This is a genomic window from Halobaculum gomorrense, from assembly GCF_900129775.1.
Taxonomy (GTDB): domain Archaea; phylum Halobacteriota; class Halobacteria; order Halobacteriales; family Haloferacaceae; genus Halobaculum; species Halobaculum gomorrense.
The window spans coordinates 186,723-207,618 of sequence record NZ_FQWV01000001.1 but is presented as its reverse complement, the minus strand read 5'-3'; the positions used below and the strand labels follow the sequence as shown (position 1 = coordinate 207,618).

Here is a 20,896-nt window from a genome sequence, read left to right as displayed (position 1 = left end):
TTCCCCGAACGTCTACTCCATGGCGCTCAAGAAGTTGGCCGACGACTACGACCCCGCCGAGGTCGACGACTGGATCACCCGCATCCAACGACTCGTCGCCCAAGACGCACGCCAATTCGACCGCGAGACGTTCGTGGAGAACGTCTACTCCATGGCGCTCAAGAAGTTGGCCGACGACTACGACCCCGCCGAGGTCGACGACTGGATCGGCGTCGCCGAACGGAGTGCGCGCGAGAGTCCCGTGTTCGAACACGAGGAACCCGCGGTGGCCGCGGTGTACCACACGGCGGTCGTTCGGATGGTGGCCGAGGGCTCGGATCCGGCGATTCCCCGATGGCTGATCCGGTTCGAGGCGGCACTCCAGCGGGGGGACCGGCGCTCCGATGCGCTCGTCGACGGGTTCGACGTGCTATGGAATGCTTTCCGACAACTCGATGTCGATGAGTCGCTGGCCGAGGAGGTCGACTTCCTCGCGTCGATGTACTTCCGCGCCATCGGGCTGTCGACCTCGCCGACACCGCTGTTTCGAAGCGCGGTATCGCACTTGATGCCGGAAGCACAGATCGTATCTCTCGCGTACGCACACCAGTTGCGGAACTTCGATGTCGGCGAGAGCGGCGAGGCGGACCTCGCGGCACACACCGCCGCGGTTCTGAACGGGATCGTATCCGGTCGAGAGGAACGCCGACCGTTCGTCAAACTCGTCGCCCGCGAGATACGCCACCTCGACATCGACCGGGACGAGTTCGTCGAGGGCGTTCGACGGAGACTCAGAAGCGACCACGGCGCGGGAGCCACCGCGTGGTGGTGGAAGCGGGAGTTCGTCGAATCACTGACCGGGCCGAACCCGCTGTGACCCCGAGACCGGTCCGTCGTACACCGTGTGACCGATCCCACGTCGCGTAAACGGCGAGAACACGTCGAGCGCGGCGTCGAGGTGGCTTCGCGTATCGAATAGTCGGTTCCACTCCGGGCGAGTGTAAACGAGAGGGCCGAACGCGGTCGGCCGGTCCGAAGAACGACCCGACGAGGTTATCGGATGACGTCGAGCCCGTTGCTCCGCTCGTTCGACCGCTCGCGGCCGCCGTCGGACTGCCAGGCGGCCTCCTGTCCGTTGGTCTCCGCGTTCGACTTCGCGTCGAAGTCGAGCTCCGACGCCTCCCCGCCCTCGATGCTCTGTCGCGACTTGTCGGCCTGCTTCTGCGTGCTCGGGCCGAGCACCTGCGCGCTCTGGACGCCGGTCATGATCGCCATGACGCGGACCTTCCCTTTGTACTCCTCCTGGATACGCGCGCCCCAGATCACGTTTGCGCTCGCTTCGAGGCGCTCGGTGATGTTGTCGGCGATGCCCTCAGCCTCCTTCAGCGTGAGGTCGGGGCCGCCGGTGATGTGGACGAGGCCGCCCGACGCGCCGCGGTAGTCCACGTCCAGCAGCGGGTGGTTCATCGCGTCGTTGACCACCTCCTGGGTCTTGTTCTTGTCCTGGGTCTCGCCGACGAGCATCACCGCGACGCCGCCCTGGTTCATGATCGTGGACATGTCCGCGTAGTCCAGGTTGATGAGCGACGGCTGGGTGATGGTCTCCGAGATGCCCTTGACCGTCTCGGCGATGATCTGGTCCATCACCGAGAACGCTTTCCCGATCGGCAGATTGGGGACGTAGTCGAGGAGGCGATTGTTGTCGAGGACGATGATCGAGTCGGCCTCGTTGCGGAGCTCCTCGAGCCCTTCCTCGGCTTTCACCGTGCGGGCGCGCTCGACGTTGAACGGCGTCGACACCATGCCGACGACGATAGCGCCCTGCTCTTTGGCGATCTTCGAGATGACCGGCGCCGCGCCGGTACCGGTGCCGCCACCCATGCCGGCGGTGACGAACACGAGGTCCGCGTCCCCGAGCACCTCCTTGATCGTCCCCTGCGCCATCTCGGTGGCGCGCGAGCCCATCGAGGGGTCACCGCCCGCGCCGAGCCCCTGTGTGAGGGACTTGCCGACGAGGATCTTCGTGTCAGCCTCGATCATCTTGAGGTGCTGCTTGTCGGTGTTGATCGCGACGGTCTCCGCACCGTCGACGCCGATGTTGTACAGCCGGTTGATGGTGTTGTTCCCGGCGCCGCCCGCGCCGACGATGACGATCCGGGGCTCCCCGAACTCGTCGTCGTCGTCGCCGACCGCCTCCATGTTGCGCTGCTCGGCCTCCGCGTTCGCCAGCGCGTCCTGAACGATGTCCTGCATCGTTACACCTTGGCCCAACTGCGCTTACTGCGCTCGCCGCGCGTGCGCTCGCCGGACGTGTCGGCCTGTTCGTTGAGCATGTCGCGGACGGCGGAGCGGATCGCTTCGCTGCGATTCGGGAACTCCCCCGTCTCGACCATCTGTTCGACCTCCTCGATCTGCTGTTTCGGGATTCGTAGTGTCACACGCTCCATTGTATCATTCCCCCGGTAAGACGACAGCACACATACGCGTGCCCTCACGGGTCGCGGCCGGAGTTTCCCCGCTCCGACCCCGCCTGTAAGACGAGTCGTCTTACGCATCACTACCAATATACCGATTATATATAAAGATATCGCCGGTTGTATGACATGGCCGGCCACGTTGTCTTACGCCGTCGTGGTTCGGACGACGAGATGGCGCGGTGTCTTACGTCGCGTCGAGCACGTCGGCCGCGGGCGTCCGACGACCGCACCCCGGACAGAACGCCCAGTCGGAGCGGACCTCGTCGCCACACTCGCAGAACAGGCGCCGCGTCGTCTTCTCGCCGCAGTTCGGACAGAACACGTGGTCGTCGGCCACGTCCTCACCGCACTGCGCGCAGCTTCGCGCCCCGGCGTCAGACGCCGCGTCGTCGGCGCCGGAGCTACCGCCTGCCGGCGTGCCACCGTCCGCGCCCGAGACCGGTTCGTCGGAGCCGGACGGGTCGACGCGTTCTGCGGGCTCTTCCTGCTCGACCGCGGCGCCGGCGCCGTCGACGTTCACCGTGAGGTTCACCGCCGGTGTGGCGCTGCGTGTGCCGCCCGGGACTCCGAACGGGCGTGACCGGTCGGCGCGGACGGAATCGGGGGAGCCCGTGCTGGCGAACGCCTCGTCGAGTCGAGCCGTCACCAGTTCGTCGACGCGAGCCGCGAGCGCGTCGTCGAACGAGTCGGCGACATCGCCGTCGGTCCCGGCGTCGGTCCGCCATCCGGCGGCGTCGGCCGCGTCGCTCCGCGCCTCGGCGTCGTCGAGGTACTCGCGGAGCGCCTCCCGCATGACCTCGCTTTTCGACCCCTCGAGCTCCTCGAGGCGGTCGACGAGGTCCGCGTCCGCGCGGAAGGTTATCTTACTCATACCGGTCCCGTTTCGACAGGGTGCATATCAATCTATCCCACAGTCCGGCTCGCGTCCGGTCGAGCGTCAGCCGGACGCCCGTCGTCCGGGCGGCGATCGAGGCGCCGCCGCCGGTGCCGCGACCCCAGCCGTCTTACACGTCGCCGGCGACCCTGCCCGTATGCGCTACCGCGAACTCGGCGACGTTGGCGAGGTGACCGAAGTCGGACTCGGCACGTGGAACATCGGCGGCGACTGGGGCGACGTGTCCGACGAGGCGGGCCGCGAGGCCGTCCGCGCCGCGCTCGACGCCGGCGTCGATTTCCTCGACACGGCCGACGTGTACGGCGATGGCCGCAGCGAACGGCACATCGGGCACGTGCTCGACGAGCGCGACGCCCACGACGAGGTGACAGTCGCGACGAAGGCCGGACGCCGGCTCGATCCGCACACGGCAGCGGGATACACAGCGGAGAACTTAGAACGGTTCGTCGACCGCTCCCATGAGAACATCGGCGAGGGCACCCTCGACCTGCTCCAGCTTCACTGTCCGCCGACGGACGTGTACTACGAGCCGGACGTGTTCGACGCGCTCGCGGACTTGCGGGCACGCGGGAAGGTGGATCACTACGGCGTCAGCGTCGAGCGCGTCGAGGAGGGACTCAAGGCGATCGAGTACCCCGGCGTCGAGACGGTGCAGCTGATATTCAACCCGTTCCGACAGCGCCCGGCTGAGCTGTTCTTCGAGGAGGCCGCCCGACGCGACGTGGGCGTCATCGTCCGTGTGCCGCTCGCCTCGGGGCTGTTGACCGGAACGATCGACCGCGACACGGAGTTCCCCGAGAACGATCACCGCAACTTCAACCGCGACGGCGAGGCGTTCGACGTGGGCGAGACGTTCGCCGGCGTTCCGCTGGATGCCGGCGTCGACGCCGTCGAGGCGCTGGAGCCGCACGTCCCGGAGGAACTGACGCTCCCGCAGTTCACGCTCCGGTGGATTCTCGACTTCGACGCCGTCTCGACGGTCATCCCCGGCTCCACCTCCCCGGCGCACATCGAGAGCAACGTCGCCGCCGCGGACCTCGACTCCCTCCCGCACCGCCTCCACGGCGCCGTCCGCGACGTGTACGAGGAGTACGTGGCGGAGCACGTCCACGATCGCTGGTGAATTAGACTAATCTAATCTTTACTTTTGTTCGTAACAACTATACTGTTCGGACACCCTCGTACGGGTGAGTATGACCGACACACGCGACCCGGCGGGTTCGCCGGGAACGACCAGACGGCGGTTCCTCGCGGGGGGCGTCGGCCTCGCCGCGGCGGGGCTCGCCGGCTGTCTGGGCGGTGCGGCAGGAAGCGGCGGCGACACCGGCGGGACCGACGGCGGGGGGAGCGACGACGGTCCGGTCGCGGTCGCCTCCTTCTTCAGCTTCTATGATTTCGCCCGGAAGGTGGCGGCGGACACCCCGATTACGGTACGGAACCTCGTCCCAACCGGGCTGCACGGGCACGGGTGGGAACCCGACGCGAGTGTCACCCGTGACATCGTCGACGCGGACGCGTTCATCCACGTCGGCACGGACTTCCAACCGTGGGCCGACCGCGCCATCCAGACGCTGAAGGACGACGACGTGGACACGCAGCTCATCAACGTCCGCGAGGGGGTCGACCTGATCCCGTTGGCCGACAGCCTCGATCCGGACGAGGAGGGCGTCGGCGAGGGGCGCGGGCGGGACCCGCACTTCTGGCTCGACCCGCGGCGGGCGAAGCAGTCCGTCGACAACATCACGGCGGGGTTCGTCGAACTCGCGCCCGACCACGAGGACACGCTCCGCGACAACGCCGAGACGTACGGGGCCGACGTGCTCGACCGCATCGACGCCGACTACGAAGCCGTCTTCGAGGCCGCCGGGCGCGACGTGGTCCAGCTGGCGGCCCACAACGCCTTCCAGTACATCGCCGACCGCTACGGGGTGCAGATGCGCCCGCTCGTCGTCAACCTCGCCGCCAGCGGTGACGTGAAGCCGTCGGACATCGTCGAGGCCAAGCGCGTCATCGACGAGAACGACATCCGCTACATCGGCGCGGGCGTCTTCGAGACGCGCCGCCCGGCGAAACAGCTCATCGCCGAGACGGACGTGGAGGCGTATTATCCGGTCACGCCGTACGCGGGCGTCCGCGAGGACTGGGTCGAGAACGAGTGGGGGTACGAGGAGATCGCGGACAACATCAACATGCCCACCTTCGAGGTCGTTCTCGGGAACACGCCGCCCGAGGAGGCCGGCTATGACGGGTGGAACCAAGAGTGGAGGAACTTCGAATGAGCGCGAGCGAGAACATGGCACGCGTCGCCGCCGAGCGCAACGGACAGGGGACGGCTCCGGACGCCGACGGCGAGGGCGGCACGGTGATCGAGCTGTCGGACGCGACGTTCGGCTACACTGCCGCGCCCGTGGTCGAGGACATCGACCTGGCGATCGGGGCGGGCGAGTACGTCGCCGTCGTCGGCCCGAACGGCTCGGGCAAGTCGACGCTCATGAAGCTCATGCTCGGCTTGCTCCGGCCCGACGACGGCGACGCGCGCCTGTTCGGCGAGCCGGCCCACGCCTTCGACGACGGTGAGCGCGTCGGCTACGTCTCCCAACACGCCAGCGCCGCAAAGGAGATGCCGATCACCGTCCGCGAGGTGGTGAAGATGGGGCGGTTCGCACACGTCGGCTTCGGCAGGCTGTCGGCCGACGACTGGCGGATCGTCGACGAGGCACTCGCCACGGTCGGTATGCGCGAGTTCGCTGACCGCCGGATCACGAAGCTCTCGGGCGGCCAGCGCCAGCGGGCGTTTATCGCCCGCGCGCTCGCGGGGGAGGCGGACCTGCTCGTGCTCGACGAACCCACCGTCGGCGTCGACGCCGAGTCGGTCGAGGCGTTCTACGACCTGCTGGCGGCGCTCAACGACGACGGGATCACCGTGCTCCTCATCGAGCACGACCTCGGCGCCGTCACCGACCACGCCGAGCGCGTGATCTGTCTGAACCGCGAGGTGTACTTCGATGGCCCGACCGACGAGTTCGTCGACAGCGACGCGCTCGCGCGGGCGTTCGGCACCGCCGTCGGCCCCGCCGGTAGCGACGGAGAGAGCTCATGACGCTCCCCGTCGGCGTGGCGGCGCTGTTCGCCGCGTTCCCGGGGCTTCCCCTCCAGTCCAAGGGGAGCCCGCTGGACCCCGTCCTCGCGCCGATCTACGCCCTCCTCGACCTGTGGTCGCTGCTGCTCGGCGCGCTCGGGGACGCCACAGGGATCGGACTGCTCCAGTACGGGTTCATGCACCGCGCGATCCTCGTCGGGCTCTGTATCGGCGTGATGGCGCCGCTCATCGGGACCTTCCTCGTCCACCGGCAGCTGGCACTCATCGGCGACGCGCTCGCGCACACCGCGTTCGCGGGCGTCGCCGTCGGGCTGTTCCTCAACGGCGTGCTCAGCCTCGGCGTCTCACCGTACCTCACGGCCGTGGTCGTCGCGGTACTGGCCGCCCTCCTGATCGAGGTGATCTCAGAGACGACCGACGCGTACAACGACGTGTCGATGGCGATCGTCCTCTCGACGGGGTTCGCCCTCGGGACCGTCCTGATCAGCCTGAACGCCGGCGGTCTCGCGGTCGGGATCAACCAGTACCTGTTCGGCAACCTCGCGACGGTGTCGGCGGAGAACGCCGCCATCCTCCTCGTGCTGTTCGGGATCATCGTCGCCACGGTCGCGCTCACCCGCAACCAACTGCTGTACGTCACGTTCGACGAGACGGCCGCCGAGGTGTCGGGGATCTCCGTCGCCTGGTACAACCGTGTGATGGTGATGCTCACCGCGCTGGTCGTCGTCGGCGCGATGCAGATCATGGGCGTCATCCTCGTCGCCGCGATGCTCGTCGTGCCGGTCGCCGGCGCCGCGCAGGTGTCCCGGAGCTTCACGGGGTCGCTGCTGATCTCCGTGGTGCTCGCCGAGCTGGCGGTCCTGCTCGGCATCGGTGCCGCCTACTACGGCGAGGCGACCGCCGGGGGCGTCATCGTCCTCGTCGCCGTTGCAATCTACGTCGCGGCCGTCGTCGTCGGGAAGCTGCTTTCGGCCCGCGGCGACGACGCGGCGCCCGAACTCGGCAGCATCGAGACCGGAGAGTCCGGGTCGAGCGCGACCTCTGACTGACGCACAACCTCGGAGGATGGCTTTGATGTGTGCCTTCTGTTCATATGAAGGACCTGTGAAACAGGAGCTGTCTTGCGGTTCCGTAATTTTATCACTCAGAAAACTTTTCTGAGCGACATACTCCGCGACTGCAGCCTAATCGCCGGACGAAAGACGATCCATCCACAGACCACGTGAAAATAAGGCACGCATCAAAATCCAAACTCCGAAACTCTGGACTGACGGCGCCCCGTCGATTCTATATCGCGTTGTACAGTTTATTGAGAGCGACGGGGTCGGCGCGCCCCCGCCAGGCACCGACGCGACGAGCGCGTGACGGACTGCGACGAAAATTTTTAGGCCGGCCGAAATAACACAAATATATTCGCATATTCGAGAAAGAAACTAACTGGCCGATGACACGAAACAGGAACACGTGACGCTGTTGGATATTTTTAGGTCTGCCTAATAATCGACGGGTTTATGCTTTTTTAGGTTAGCCTAAATCATGCATGCGGAACGACACGGTAGACGGCCGACGCGTCCGCGGGGGGGCGTCGCCGTGAGATACGACGAGTCGAACGCCGAGTTGCTCGCGAGTCAGCGGCGACGGGAGTCGAGCGCTCGGACGTACCCGCGCTCGCTCCCGTTCGCGGTGGAGCGCGCCCGCGGCCTGGAACTGACCGACGCCGACGGGAACGACTACCTCGACTGTCTGGCCGGGGCGGGGACGCTCGCGCTCGGCCACAACGACCCGGAGGTGACCGCCGAACTGGAGCGGCTGCTGGCGGAGGACCGCCCGCTGCACACGCTCGACATCACCACGCCCGAGAAGGAGGCGTTCGTCGACGCGCTGTTCGACAGCCTCCCCGACGGGTTCGCCTCGCGCGCGAAGGTGCAGTTCTGCTCGCCCGCGGGCACCGACGCGATCGAGGCGGCGCTGAAGCTGACGAAGACCGCGACCGGGAACCGGAGCGTGCTCGCTTTCCAGGGCGGCTACCACGGGATGACGAACGGCGCGCTCAGCCTCATGGGCGACACCGACGCGAAGGAGCCGGTGCCGGGGCTGATGCCGGACGTACACCACCTCCCGTACCCGGACCCGTACCGCCACCCGTTCGGGCTGGCGCCGGGCGAACACGAGTCGGTGAGCCGCTTCGCGGAGCGAGCGATCGCCGACCCCGAGAGCGGGATCGCCGACCCCGCCGCCGCGGTGCTCGAACTCGTCCAGGGCGAGGGGGGCGTCAACCCAGCACCCGACGAGTGGGTCCGGGAGGTCAGGCGGATCACCCGCGAGCACGATGTCCCGATGGTCGTCGACGAGATCCAGACCGGGCTCGGCCGCACCGGCGAGACGTGGTCGTTCGAGCACGCGGGTGTCGTCCCCGACGTGATCACCTGTTCGAAGGCGGTCGGCGGCGGGCTGCCGCTCTCGGTCGTCGTCTACGACGAGGAGCTGGACGTGTGGGAGCCCGGCGCGCACGCGGGCACCTTCCGGGGCCACCAGCTCGCGATGGCCGCAGGTCGCGTGACGATCCGGCGCGTCCTGGCGGAGGACCTCGACGAGCACGCCGCCGCGATGGGCGAGCGCCTCCGCGAGCCGCTGGAGTCGCTCGCGGCCCGCTTCGACGCCGTCGGCGACGTCCGCGGACGCGGGCTCATGCTCGGCGTGGAGTTCGTCGACCCCGAGGCGGGTACCGACGACGGCGACCTCCCCCCGCCGCCGGACGGCGACCTCGCGTCGGCGGTGAAGGCGGCGTGCTTCGACCGCGGGCTCGTCATCGAGACCGGCGGCCGCGACTCGGCGGTCGCCCGCTTCCTCCCGCCGCTGGTCGTCACGCGCGAGCAGGTCGACGAGATCGCCGCCCGGTTCGGCGAGGCGGTCGAGGCGGCCCTCGCGGCCGACGGACCGGAGGTGGCGGCGTGAGCCCCGGACGCGGTGTGGGCGAGCCCCGGCCGGGCGACGATACCGTGGCCGACGCCGAAGACGGCGAGGGCGACGACGAGGTCCACCGCTCCGCAGACGGGGACGGATCGGCCGGTCGCGGACGCGCGCTCGCGGAGGGGCTGTTCCTCGGGAGCGACGCCGGAAACGAGGCGTACGCCGAGGCGATGACGACCGCGCGCGATGCGGTGCTGGAGGTCGTCGGCGACCCCGACGGCCCCTACTCGGGCGCGACCTACGCGGACCTGCACGAGCGTCTCGACGGCGCCACGCTCCCCGAGACGGGCGCGCCGCTCGACGACGTGCTCGCGGACGTGCGCGACGGCGTGCTCGCGGACGCGGTGTACCCCAGCGACGAGGCGTGCGTCGCGCACCTCCAGTGCCCGCCGACGGTCCCCTCGCTGGCGGCCGAGGCGATGCTCGCGGCCGTCAACCAGTCGCTCGACTCCTTCGACCAGGCGCCCGCCGCGACCGTCGTCGAGGAGCGCCTCGTCGCGGACCTGACGGAGCTGTTCGACCTGGGGCCGGACGCCGACGGCGTGCTCACCGGCGGCGGCACAGAGTCGAACCACCAGGGGCTGCTGCTCGCGCGCGACCGGTACGTCGCCGAGACGTTCGACCGCTCGGTCCGCGAGGCGGGGCTGCCGCCGGAGGCGGGCGACATGCGCGTGCTCTGCTCGGCGGACGCCCACTTCACGGCCGCCCAGTCGGCCGCCCTGCTCGGCCTCGGCGAGGACGCCGTCGTCGAGGTGCCGACCGACGACCGCCGCCGGATGGACCCCGACGCGCTCCGGGCGGAACTCGACCGCCTGGAAGAGGCGGGCGAACGGCCGTTCGCGCTCGTCGCCACCGCGGGGACGACCGACTTCGGCAGCGTCGACCCGCTCGCGGAGCTGGCGGACGTGGCCGACGCCCGCGACCTCTGGCTCCACGTCGACGCCGCGTTCGGCGGCGCGCTCGCCGTCAGCGACGACCACCGCGACGTGCTGGCGGGGATCGGGCGGGCCGATTCGCTGGCGGTCGACTTCCACAAGCTGTTCTTCCAGCCGATCGCCTGCGGGGCGTTCCTGCTCGGCGACGGCGCCGACTTCCGGTACATGAGCCGCAACGCGGCGTACCTCAACCCGGAGGCCGACGAGGTGCCGAACCTCGTGGGGAAGTCGACGCGGACGACCCGGCGGTTCGACGCGCTGAAACCGTACGTCGCGTTCCGGACGCTCGGCCGCGAGGGGCTGGCCGCGCTCGTCGACCGGACGGTCGCGCTCGCCGACCGCGTCGCGGGCGAGATCCGCGCCGACCCGGCGTTCGAGCTCGCCTGCGAGCCGACGATCAACGCCGTGACGTTCCGGTACACGCCGCTTCGCGACCGCCCCGACCGCGACCCTGGCGCGTGGGCCGACCGGGTGAACCGCGAGGCGCGCGACCGGCTGTTCGAGGCCGGCCGGGGCGTGGTCGCGCGGACCGAGGTAGACGGCCGGGCGCACCTGAAGTTCACCCTGATGAACCCCCGGACGACCGTCGACGACGTCCGCGACCTCCTCGTCGCGCTGAAGGGACACGCCGCGGCCGTCGAGGCCGAGGGGGCCGAGCAGACGGACGGGGCCGGCTTGACCGATCGTGAGGGGACGGAGGCGACCCGGTCGGATCGCCGGCGAGACGGCGACGCTCCGCCCGGGGCGACCGCCGACGCGACGGGGGTGGACCGGTGACGGGCGTCGGGACCGTCGCCGACTCCCCCGCCGAGCACGCGGAGTCGGCGACCCTGCACGCGTTCCTCAACTGCTACCTCCGGGAGACGGGCGCAGGCGAGGTACTGCCCCCGAGCGCGGTCCCCGACGGGGTCCCCGCGGGAGCCGACCGCGCCGACGGCCGGGTCGTCCGCGTCCCGTTCCCGCGACAGGGGGTCGCCGCGTTCGCGCCGCTGCGCTACGAGTCGGCGACCGGTCGGCACCTGTTCCGCCTCCCGGCGTACGCCCGCGGCGTCGGCGCCGGGGCGGACCCGGGCGTGACCGACGAGTTGGGCGCCGTCGACGCGACCGACGGGACCGCGGTCGACGCCGCCGACGGCACCGCTCCCGAGCCGCTCGATTCGGGGACGCTGGCGGCGCTCGCGCGGCGGGAACTCGCGCTCGACGCCGGCGACCCGACCGCGGGCGACGACCTCCTGCGCCGGGTGCTCGCCTCGCGGCGCGCGACCGAGCGGTTCGCCGCCGCCCGCGACGACCCCGCCGAGCACGACCGGATGTACGGCGGGACGGTCGGCTTCCGCGACGCCGAGCAGTCGCTGGTGTATGGCCACCACCTCCACCCGACGCCCAAGAGCCGGGAGGGGATCCCGGACCACGAGGCGGGGCGGTACGCCCCGGAGCTCCGCGGCGGCTTCCCGCTGCGGTTCTTCGCGGCCGACCCCGCCGTCGTCTCGGAGTGGTCCGCCCGGGACGGGACCGCCGCCGAGTGGGTCGACGCGCTCGTCGCCGACGCCGACGACGCGCCCGCGGCCGCCGACGAGGCCGTCGCGGCGGGGGAGGCGCTCGTTCCGGTCCACCCCTGGCAGGCCGACTACCTCCGCTCGCAGCCGCACGTCGAGGCGGCGCTCGACCGCGGCGACGTGCGCGACCTCGGCGCGTTCGGGCCGACGTTCCACCCGACCTCGTCGGTACGGACGCTGTGGAGCCCCGACGCGCCCTTCATGGTCAAGGGGTCGCTCGCGGTGCGGATCACCAACGCCGAGCGGACGAACAAGCGCCCCGAGCTGGCCCGGGGGGTCGCCGTCTCCGAGCTGCTCGACACGGGGTTCGGCGACGCGCTCGCCGACCGCTTCCCGGACTTCTCGGTCGTCGAGGACCCCGCCGCGCTCACGCTCGACCTCGGTGAGGGGCCGGAGTCCGGCTTCGAGACCGTGCTGCGGGAGAACCCCTTCCGCGGCGACGACGCGACGAACGTCACCCCGGTCGTCGGGCTGTGTCAGGACGGCCTCGACGGCCCCTCGCGGGCCGCCCGGGTCGTCGCCCGCGTCGCCGAGCGCGAGGGCCGCCCCGAGCGGGCGGTCGCCCGCGAGTGGTTCCGGGCGTACCTCTCGGTCACCGTCCGGCCGGTGCTGTGGACGTACTTCGAGCTCGGCGTCGGCGTCGAGGCCCACCAGCAGAACACGCTCGTGCGCCTCGACGACGACGGGTGGCCCGTCGAGGGGTTCTACCGCGACAACCAGGGGTACTACTTCCCCGAGTCGCGGTACGACCGCGTCGACGGGTGGCTCCCTGGCGTCGGCGAGCGCGCCGACACCGTCTGCCCGGACGCCGTCGCCGACGAGCGCCTGCGCTACTACGTCGTCCTCAACAACGCCCTCGGCGTCGTGAACGCCCTCGGCGCCGGCGGCGTCGCCGACGAGCCCGACCTTCTCGCCGTGCTCCGGGCGGAGCTTGAATCGCTCGCCGACCACGAGCCCGACGCCTCGACGCTCGTGTCGGGGCTGCTCTCGGAGCCCCGGGTCCCGTGCAAGGCGAACCTGCTCACCCGCTTCGAGGGGCTCGACGAGCTGGAGAACGACCTGGAGAACCAGTCCGTTTACACCGACATCGAGAACCCGATCGCGACGCGGGTGTCCGACGGGACCGCCCCCGTCTCGACGACCACTACATCCGATGACTGACGCGCTCAGCCTGCTGTCCGACGACTGCGAGTACCGCCGCCCCGCGCCGGGCGTCGACCGGACGGTGTCGTTCCGTCCGGTCGAGCTCCCGCGAGACCTCGACCGCCTCCACGCGTGGCTCACGAGCGAGCACGTGCGCCCCTACTGGGAGATGGGCGCCCCGCTGCCGGCGTTCCGCCGGGCGCTCTCCGAGCGGCTCGACGACGACCACGTCACCCCGTACGTAGGCCGCGTGGACGGCGTCCCGATGAGCTACTTCGAGCGCTACTGGGCCGCCGAGGACCCGCTCGCGGACCACTACAACGCCCGCGACGGCGACCAGGGCATCCACCTCCTGATCGGCCCCGAACCGTACCTCGGCCGCGGGTACGGCACCGCCCTCCTGCGGGCGATGACCGACCTCGCGTTCCGTCACCCCGGCACCGACCGGGTCGTCGCCGAGCCGGACGCCCGCAACGACGCCGCGATCCGGGCGTTCGAGCGGGTCGGCTTCCGGCCCCGCGGGGAGTTCCGTTTCCCCCATGAGGGGAAAGACGCGACCCTGCTGGTGTGCGAGCGCGCCCGGTTCGAGCGGGCCTTCTCCCCCGGCGCGCTGGCGGCCGAGCGCGCCGCGGAGGGCGCAGGAGACCCGGGAGACGCGGACGGCGCCGACGACGCGGACGACGCGGGCGACGCCGAGGCCGCGACGGACCGCGACGGCGACGCCGACCCCGCGGGGGTGGAGCGATGAGCGGGGGGTCGACCGACGCCGCGGGCGGCGGCGATGTCGACGGCGACGCCGACCGCGCCGATCCCGCCGACAGCGTCGACCGCGATCCCGCGGACGGCGACCCGGACCGCGTCCGCGACCTCGTCGGCGTCGGCCTCGGCCCGTTCGACCTGGGGCTCGCTGCGCTGATCGAGGGGAGCGACGACGTGCCGCTTTCGGCCGTCTTCCTCGAACAGAAGCCGGCGTTCGTCTGGCACGAGGGGATGCTCATCGAGGGGACGACCCTCGAGGTTCCGTTCCTCGCCGACCTGGTGACGCTCGCGGACCCGACGAACCCGTACAGCTACCTCAACTACCTCCGCGAGCGCGACCGGCTGTACGAGTTCTACTTCTACGAGACGTTCCAGATCCCCCGGCGGGAGTACGACGACTACTGCCGGTGGGTCGCGGAGTCGCTGGAGTGCGCCCGCTTCTCGCGGCGGGTGGTCGACATCGAGCCGGTCGGGCAAGAGCACCCGGAGGCGAACTTCCGGGTGACCGCGATCCGGCCCGAGGACCCCGCGGAGCCCGCGGCGACCGACCCGGACGCCCCGGCGGTCGAGCGGTACCGCTACCTCGCGCGCGACCTCGTAGTCGGCGTCGGCTCCCGGCCGTACGTCCCCGAGGCGTTCCGCGGCTTCCCCGATGACGAGGTGTTCCACACCGCGGGGTACCTGCCGAACCGCGAGTCGGTGCTCGAAGCGGAGTCGATCGCGGTGGTCGGCTCCGGACAGAGCGCGGCGGAGGTGTTCCAGGACCTGCTCGATCGACAGCCGGAACGCGGCTACCGGCTCGACTGGGTCACCCGGTCGGACGGGTTCTTCCCGATGGAGTACTCGAAGCTCGGGCTCCAGCACTTCACGCCGGAGTACACCGACTACGTGTACGACCTGCCCCAGCCGCTCAAGGACGATCTCATCCCCGAGCAGGACCTGCTGTACAAGGGGATCGACCCGGACACGAGCGACGAGATCTACGAGACGCTGTACGAGCACTCCGTCGGCGACCGCGACCCCGACGTGGGCATGATCGCGATGACCGAGGTGGAGGGCATCGAGCGCGTCGGTCCGGGCCGCTACCGGGTCGACTGCCGCCAGCGACAGGAGGACACCGCGTTCGCGTTCGAGACGGAGGCGGTGGTGCTCGGGACGGGATACCAGCGCCCGACGCCGTCGTTCCTCTCGTCGCTGGAGCCCCGTATCGACCGCGACGAGCACGGTCGCCCCCGCGTCGGCCGCGAGTACGCGCTGGAGGGGGACCTCCCGGGGGAGGTGTTCGTCCAGAACGCCGAGGTGCACACCCACGGGGTGGGCGCGCCCGACCTCGGGCTCGGCACCTACCGGAACGCGGTGATCCTCGACCGCCTGCTCGCGGACTCGCCGTACCCGGTCGACCGGGACACCGTCTTCCAGGACTTCTCGCCGGCCCGGTACGTCGAGGACGTGCCCGCCGGTCGCCTCCGCGGGGAGGCAGACGGATCCGACTCCGGCGACGACCGCGGCCGCCCGGCCGAGCCCCCGCGGGGTGACGACTGACGCCGGAGCCGCCCGCGCTGCCCACGTCGCCCCGGGGGACCGGCGCACGCGGGCACAGCGACCGACGGTCCGCCGGGGAGCAGCACGTCCGTCGAGGACCGAACGCACCGCCGGGGGCCGAACGCACCGCCGACCGACCGACACGCCACATGAACACCGACACGACGATGGACACCTACGAGGACACGCTACAGGACGCACTGGACGCCGACAACTGGGAGGCCGCCGAGCGCGACCTCCTCGCGAAGATGCTGCGGGAGTTCGCCTACGAGGAGTTGATCGACCCGGAGCGCGTCGCCGCGACCGACCGCGGCGGACGCTACCGGGTCGACCTCGCGGGCGACGGCGAGCGCGACCGCGGGGACGAGAGCGAGCGCGGGGGCGACGGCGACGAGGACCCCGCCGTCGCCTACCGGTTCGAGGCCGAGGAGCGGCTCATGGACGGCCTCCGGGTGTTCCCGGGGACGGTCGAGCGGTCGACCGCGCCGGCGGACGGCGCCGCGTGGGAGGACGCGACCGACCCGATCCGGTTCCTCCTCGACGCCCGCGAGACGCTCGGCACCGACGAGCTGACCGCGGGACACCTGATCCGGGAGTACCGGAACACCCTGCTCGCGGACGCACACGTCGAGGCGCGCGAGGCGCCCGACTCGTTCGCGGACCTCTCCTACGCCGAGTACGAGAGCGAGATGACCGGCCACCCGTGGATCACGTTCAACAAGGGGCGGCTCGGCTGGGACTACGACGACTACCGCGCGTACGCCCCCGAGTGTCGCCAGACCACGACGATCGGCTGGCTGGCCGCCCGCGAGGACCGCGTGGCCTTCGAGACCGTTGGGGGGCTCGACCCCGAGGGGCTGCTCCGCGAGGAACTCGGCGAACAGTACGGGTCGTTCATGCGCGACCTGGCTGATCGCGGGCTCGACCCCGACGCGTACACCCTGATCCCCGTCCACGACTACCAGTGGGAGGAGGTCGTCACCTCGCTGTACGCGAAGGAGCTGGCCGAGGACGCGCTCGTCCCGCTCGACGACGGCGAGGACGAGTACCTCCCCGGGCAGTCGGTGCGCACGATGTTCAACGTCGACGCGCCGGGGAAGCACAACGTGAAGCTGCCGATGAAGGTCCTGAACACGCTCGTCTGGCGGGGGCTGCCGGGCGAGCGAACCGAGGCCGCTCCGCGCGTCACCGAGTACGTGAAGAAGATCCGCGACGGCGACGAGTTCCTCCGCGAGGAGTGCGAGCTCGTCCTCCCGGGCGAGGTCGCCGGCGTCAACTACGATCACCCGGAGTTCGCCGAGCTCGACGGGAACGCCTACCAGTACGACGAGCTGCTGGGCGCCGTCTGGCGCGAGTCGATCACGGCCCTCATCGACGACGACGAGCAGGCAGTCACGCTCGCCGCACTGCTCCACGAGTCGGACGGCGAGGCCGTGATCTCCGAGTTCGTCGAGCGGTCGCCGCTCGACGTGGACGAGTGGCTCGACGAACTGTTCGCGACCATGCTGCCGCCCCTGCTCCACTACCTCTACCGCTACGGGACGGTGTTCTCCCCGCACGGCGAGAACACGATTGTGATCCTCGACGACGAGTTCGTCCCGGCGCGGCTGGGCGTGAAAGACTTCGTCGACGACGTGAACGTCTCAGACCGGCCGCTGCCCGAGCTAGAGCGGCTGGACGAGGAACTCCGCGGGGTGCTCCGGTCGGAGCCGCCCGAGGGGCTGTGTCAGTTCTACTTCTGCGGGCTGTTCGTCGGGGTGTTCCGGTACCTCTCGGACCTGCTGACGGCCCGTCACGGATACGACGAGGAGCGCTTCTGGCGACAGGTGCGCGGGGCCGTCCTCGACTACCAGCGGCGGTTCCCGGAGCTGTCCGACCGCTTCGAGACGTTCGACCTGCTCCGCCCGGAGTTCACGAAGCTGTGTCTCAACCGGAACCGCCTGACACAGGAGGGGTACGGCGACGCCGCCGGCCGCCCCCACGCCGCCGAGCACGGCGCCGTCCGGAACGCGCTCCACGAGGTCGCCGACGCCGACGAGCGGGGCGACGAGTCAGGCACCGACCCGGTCGCGTCCGACCCCGCCGGACCGACGTAGCGCCGGCGGTCGGCCGTTCCGGTCCCGACCCGGTGAGCGGGACCGACCCCGCGGGAGGTCCCTATGTCGGACACTCCGCCGACTCACGTCGACTCCACGACGCCAGCGATCCGAGAACCGCCGCGAGCGACCGCCCGCGCTCCGTGAGCGAGTACGAGACCCGGACGGGCTTCGCGTCCTCGACTGACCGCCGAACGATGTCGGTCTCGTCGAGCCGTTCGAGGCTGTCGGCGAGCGATTTGTTCGGCACCCCCGTCACCTCCTGCAGTTCCGAGAAGTAGAGCCGCTCGTCGACCAGCAGTCGGTAGACGATCTCCGGATGATGTCGATACTCGATCAATCGCTTGGTACAGACGTTCGCCCGCCCCCACGACTTCAGCGACTCGACCACCCGGTCGAGCGACCGTCCGCGCTCCGTGAGCGCGTAGCGGACGCTGACGGGCCTGGTGTCGCGCACCTCCCGCGCGACGAGGCCCTTCCCCTCGAGGTCCCCGAGGCTGTCGGACAGCGTCGTCGCGGAGACGCCGTCGAGCCGCTCCTCGAACTCGCTGAACCGTCGAGGTCCCTCCGCGAGCAACTCGTCGAGGATGGACAGGTGCCACTTGCGACCGATCAGGTCGAGGGTCGCCCTGGCCGCACGCCAGTCGAACGGCGATTCGCGCGCGTCGACGGTGCTCGACGGGTCGTCGGCTCCGTCGGACGTTGACTCCGGTTCGGTGGACATTCCGACGGATCGATCGACCCCCACCCAGTTGAACACACGTAGCGCGTGTGACGTTCCCACACGACGGCCGACCATACAAATACGGGGCGTCCGGGACCGGGTTACCGTCCGGTAACCCACTCCGGCGGCCGACACCGACCGGGAGGTCCCACGCACACACACGCGACAGACACCGGCTTCCCGACCGGCTACTCGGTGGTCGCCTCGACATGTCGTTACTGTATAGTAAGAAAAATTATAATAATTCCCGTCGACTACCGGAGAGTACTCGTGGCATCGACTCATAATAATTGCGATGAGTCACTCCGGGATCGACCGCACGACGGCGTGCGGTCGGACCGGTACATCGTCGTCGCAATCACTATCACGCGCTGTCACGGGCGACGACACCATGTCAGAGGACGAGACACCCGACGGGACGGAGACGAGCATCGGACGACGGGACTACATGCGCCTCATCGGTGGAGCGGCCGGGGTCGCGGCGGCGGGACTCCCCGCGGTCGGAACGGCGGCGGCGGCGACCGACCCCAACGACCCGGGGATCCTCGAGCCGGTCAGGACGAAACTGTCGGGGTCGGCCGTTCGTATCCCCAACACTGACCAGGTCAAGGACGGCGAACTTCACCAGGTAGTCAGTCACACGGTCGAGGACGCGGACGGGGCGACCAGCGTTCGCGGCCACGAGATCACCCGCGTCAGCGACCCGCACGACGACCTCCGGGCGGCGCTGGAGGAACTCTCGAAGGCTGCCGAGGACGGCGACACGGCGGCCATGGACAACGCGGCCGGCGAGGTCGAGGCCATCCTCACGGGCGAGACCGCGGGGCGCATCTACGACGGGTTCCGGCTGTTGAATTACTCGCAGGGCGGGCCGCTCGACGACCAGGTCGACGGCGAGTACAAAATGAAGCGTCTGCGCGATTCCGGCGAGACCCGGACCAGCATCGACGGCACACAACACACCGTCTGGGAGGTCGACGTCAACATGCTCTGGTACGGGGAATCGTTCGACGCCGACACGTTCCTCCTGCGGGTCCCCGTCGACGCCCATCCGCACGACCTGCTCCGGGTGAACTACCACGTCTACTCCCTGGAGCGCGAGGAACTCTCCCCCGGAACGGCCGTCAACGACGCGGCCGGCCTCCCGTTCAAGATCTTCGACTCCACCTGGAGCGAGGTTCACACCGACGAGGTCGCACACGTCTCGGTGAACAAGCCGCCGCTGGGCCTACTCAGGGGCATCTACACGTGGGGGTGGCGCGACCACCCGCCGAAGATCCAGTTCCTCCAGCCCGTCTTCGAGACCGAGATCGACGGCGAGGTCGTCCTCGATTCGCCAAGCAAGAGTTTCACCGTCCGGAACCGCAACCTCTCGATCGACGACATCGGCGACGCCGCCCCCGAGAAAAAAGCCCACACCGTCGCCAGGGCGGTTCTGGACGACACGGCCGACCCGAGCGAGGTCAACGCGATGCTCACCGACCCCGGCACCGACCCGCGGGGAACGGCCGACGAGTGGGTCGATCTCATGACCGACCCGCTTCAGCTTCCCCCGGAGGCGTGGGACGTCCTCGAGAGCGAGGGTATCGACCGCGGGACGTTCGGGCCGTACAGCTACGTCACCGTCTACGCCAACAACGAGATGTACGGCGACGGCCCCGACGGAGCCGACACGATGGAGCCGTGGAGCCAGGGCGACCAGTTCGAGGTGAAGGTGATCAACCTCGACGACCACACCCACTACTACCGGGCGGTCGACTTCGGCTACCGCGTCGGCGACGATATCCGGACGGCCCCGGACTCGCTGGACCTGTCGGGCGCGAGCCACAGCTTCGAGATCATGAATTTCAAGCCGTTGTACGGCGGCCCCAAGAGCGCCGAGATGCAGTGGCGCTCCGGCTGGGGGTTCCGTCCACACAAGGACGTGATCCGGCAGTACGACGTGTTCCCCCGATCGACCGACCGCGAGATACTGGAGTCGTTGACCGATGGCGGCGGCGACGCGCACGCAGGCTACCGGTTCTCCACGACCGACGGGACCAACACCTGGCGGTTCGACCCGCCGAAGGAGATCATCGGAACCGCCGACGACCCGAGCGCCGAGAAGCTCCACGAGAGTGACGGAACCGAGGGGCTGTTGATGGGTCGTCGAACGGAGCAGTTCGGCGTCGCGAAGATGCCCACGGGCGACCTCAGCGGCGTCCACCCGCGGGGACTGACGAACATGGACGTCGACGGCGACGGGGACGAGGAACTCGTCTTCCCGAAGTTCCTCCGCAACCCCGACGACGCCGGCGGCGACATCATCCCGCCGACGCCGCTGTGGAAGCCGTTCTGGTATCTGAGCCCGGAGAACGGGACGCTGTACAGGAACGGAACCGACGGCAGCGACGGCTACTGGATCGACGAGACGTACGCACAGGGGGCCCCGGTGAAGGGGAACGGCGACGTCACCACCACCATCGAGGGGGCACGGGCGTCGGGGTTCGTCTTCTACCAGTTCGATCCGCTGTTCCACGACAACGCGATCATGTCGCCACATCCCGAGTGAACCGCAGGCGGACCGACCCACAGCCGACCGGCGGGCAGTGAGCCGGACGGGTCGTACGTTCGCCTCCCTGTCCCCCGTTCCGGCGGTCCCGCCTGACGAACCGGACCTCGTCCGTCGAGTCGACGCCCGCATGTCGGAGTCGTGCGTTCGGATCCCGACCCCGGTCACC

The 20,896-nt window shown here is 69.9% G+C and carries 16 protein-coding genes; 12 read left to right on the top strand and 4 right to left on the bottom strand.

Annotation, left to right across the window (positions count from 1 at the left end; genetic code table 11):
- Positions 1-856 (top strand): hypothetical protein (locus BUE16_RS01005; RefSeq protein WP_234972304.1); only part of this gene is annotated, 856 nt, incomplete at its 5' end.
- Positions 857-1,032: 176 nt separating this feature from the next.
- Here BUE16_RS01005 and ftsZ read toward each other — a convergent pair.
- The 3 genes from ftsZ to BUE16_RS00990 form a co-directional block, all read right to left on the bottom strand.
- Positions 1,033-2,232: a cell division protein FtsZ gene (ftsZ, locus tag BUE16_RS01000; protein ID WP_073306559.1), complete on the bottom strand. Its 1,200-nt coding sequence runs from the start codon at positions 2,230-2,232 to the stop codon at positions 1,033-1,035.
- A gap of 2 nt (positions 2,233-2,234) precedes the next feature.
- Positions 2,235-2,426 carry a ribbon-helix-helix domain-containing protein gene (locus BUE16_RS00995; protein WP_073306558.1) on the bottom strand — a complete coding sequence of 64 codons (192 nt, stop codon included), beginning with the start codon at positions 2,424-2,426 and terminating at the stop codon, positions 2,235-2,237.
- A 214-nt stretch (positions 2,427-2,640) separates the two neighbouring features.
- Complete coding sequence (locus tag BUE16_RS00990) at positions 2,641-3,327, bottom strand: double zinc ribbon domain-containing protein (RefSeq protein ID WP_073306557.1); 687 nt, start codon at positions 3,325-3,327, stop codon at positions 2,641-2,643.
- Positions 3,328-3,487: 160 nt separating this feature from the next.
- Between BUE16_RS00990 and BUE16_RS00985 the strand changes: the two genes are divergently transcribed.
- The 10 genes from BUE16_RS00985 to BUE16_RS00940 all read left to right on the top strand — a co-directional run bounded on the left by BUE16_RS00985 (position 3,488) and on the right by BUE16_RS00940 (position 17,452).
- Positions 3,488-4,474: an aldo/keto reductase gene (locus BUE16_RS00985; RefSeq protein WP_073306556.1), complete on the top strand. Its 987-nt coding sequence runs from the start codon at positions 3,488-3,490 to the stop codon at positions 4,472-4,474.
- Positions 4,475-4,544: 70 nt separating this feature from the next.
- Complete coding sequence (locus BUE16_RS00980) at positions 4,545-5,630, top strand: metal ABC transporter substrate-binding protein (RefSeq protein WP_073306555.1); 1,086 nt, start codon at positions 4,545-4,547, stop codon at positions 5,628-5,630.
- Positions 5,627-6,451 (top strand): metal ABC transporter ATP-binding protein, encoded by an 825-nt coding sequence (locus tag BUE16_RS00975; RefSeq protein ID WP_073306554.1) that lies wholly within the window; start codon positions 5,627-5,629, stop codon positions 6,449-6,451. The genes BUE16_RS00980 and BUE16_RS00975 overlap by 4 nt, the downstream gene beginning before the upstream one ends.
- Positions 6,448-7,500, top strand: a complete 1,053-nt coding sequence (locus tag BUE16_RS00970) for a metal ABC transporter permease (protein WP_079991435.1) — start codon at positions 6,448-6,450, stop codon at positions 7,498-7,500. Before BUE16_RS00975 ends, BUE16_RS00970 begins: the two co-directional genes overlap by 4 nt.
- Before the next feature lie 541 nt (positions 7,501-8,041).
- On the top strand, positions 8,042-9,406 hold the full coding sequence (locus tag BUE16_RS00965) for a diaminobutyrate--2-oxoglutarate transaminase family protein (protein ID WP_073307026.1): 1,365 nt from the start codon (positions 8,042-8,044) through the stop codon (positions 9,404-9,406).
- A gap of 185 nt (positions 9,407-9,591) precedes the next feature.
- Positions 9,592-11,133: a pyridoxal phosphate-dependent decarboxylase family protein gene (locus tag BUE16_RS00960; RefSeq protein ID WP_079991469.1), complete on the top strand. Its 1,542-nt coding sequence runs from the start codon at positions 9,592-9,594 to the stop codon at positions 11,131-11,133.
- Entirely contained in the window at positions 11,130-13,073 is a 1,944-nt protein-coding gene (locus tag BUE16_RS00955; RefSeq protein ID WP_073306553.1) for an IucA/IucC family protein, read from the top strand. The genes BUE16_RS00960 and BUE16_RS00955 overlap by 4 nt, the downstream gene beginning before the upstream one ends.
- Positions 13,066-13,803, top strand: a complete 738-nt coding sequence (locus BUE16_RS00950; RefSeq protein ID WP_073306552.1) for a GNAT family N-acetyltransferase — start codon at positions 13,066-13,068, stop codon at positions 13,801-13,803. Before BUE16_RS00955 ends, BUE16_RS00950 begins: the two co-directional genes overlap by 8 nt.
- Positions 13,800-15,356, top strand: a complete 1,557-nt coding sequence (locus BUE16_RS00945; protein WP_073306551.1) for a lysine N(6)-hydroxylase/L-ornithine N(5)-oxygenase family protein — start codon at positions 13,800-13,802, stop codon at positions 15,354-15,356. Before BUE16_RS00950 ends, BUE16_RS00945 begins: the two co-directional genes overlap by 4 nt.
- A 167-nt stretch (positions 15,357-15,523) precedes the next feature.
- Positions 15,524-17,452: an IucA/IucC family protein gene (locus BUE16_RS00940; RefSeq protein ID WP_073307025.1), complete on the top strand. Its 1,929-nt coding sequence runs from the start codon at positions 15,524-15,526 to the stop codon at positions 17,450-17,452.
- 61 nt (positions 17,453-17,513) lie between these two features.
- Here BUE16_RS00940 and BUE16_RS16540 read toward each other — a convergent pair whose 3' ends face one another.
- The gene (locus BUE16_RS16540) at positions 17,514-18,176 is read right to left on the bottom strand and encodes a winged helix-turn-helix transcriptional regulator (RefSeq protein ID WP_159435688.1); all 663 of its coding nucleotides are present in this window, start codon (positions 18,174-18,176) and stop codon (positions 17,514-17,516) included.
- Positions 18,177-18,567: 391 nt separating this feature from the next.
- Between BUE16_RS16540 and BUE16_RS00930 the strand changes: the two genes are divergently transcribed.
- A complete protein-coding gene (locus BUE16_RS00930; protein WP_073306549.1) occupies positions 18,568-20,727 on the top strand; it encodes a hypothetical protein in 2,160 nt (719 codons plus the stop codon).
- The last annotated feature ends 169 nt before the right edge of the window (positions 20,728-20,896 follow it).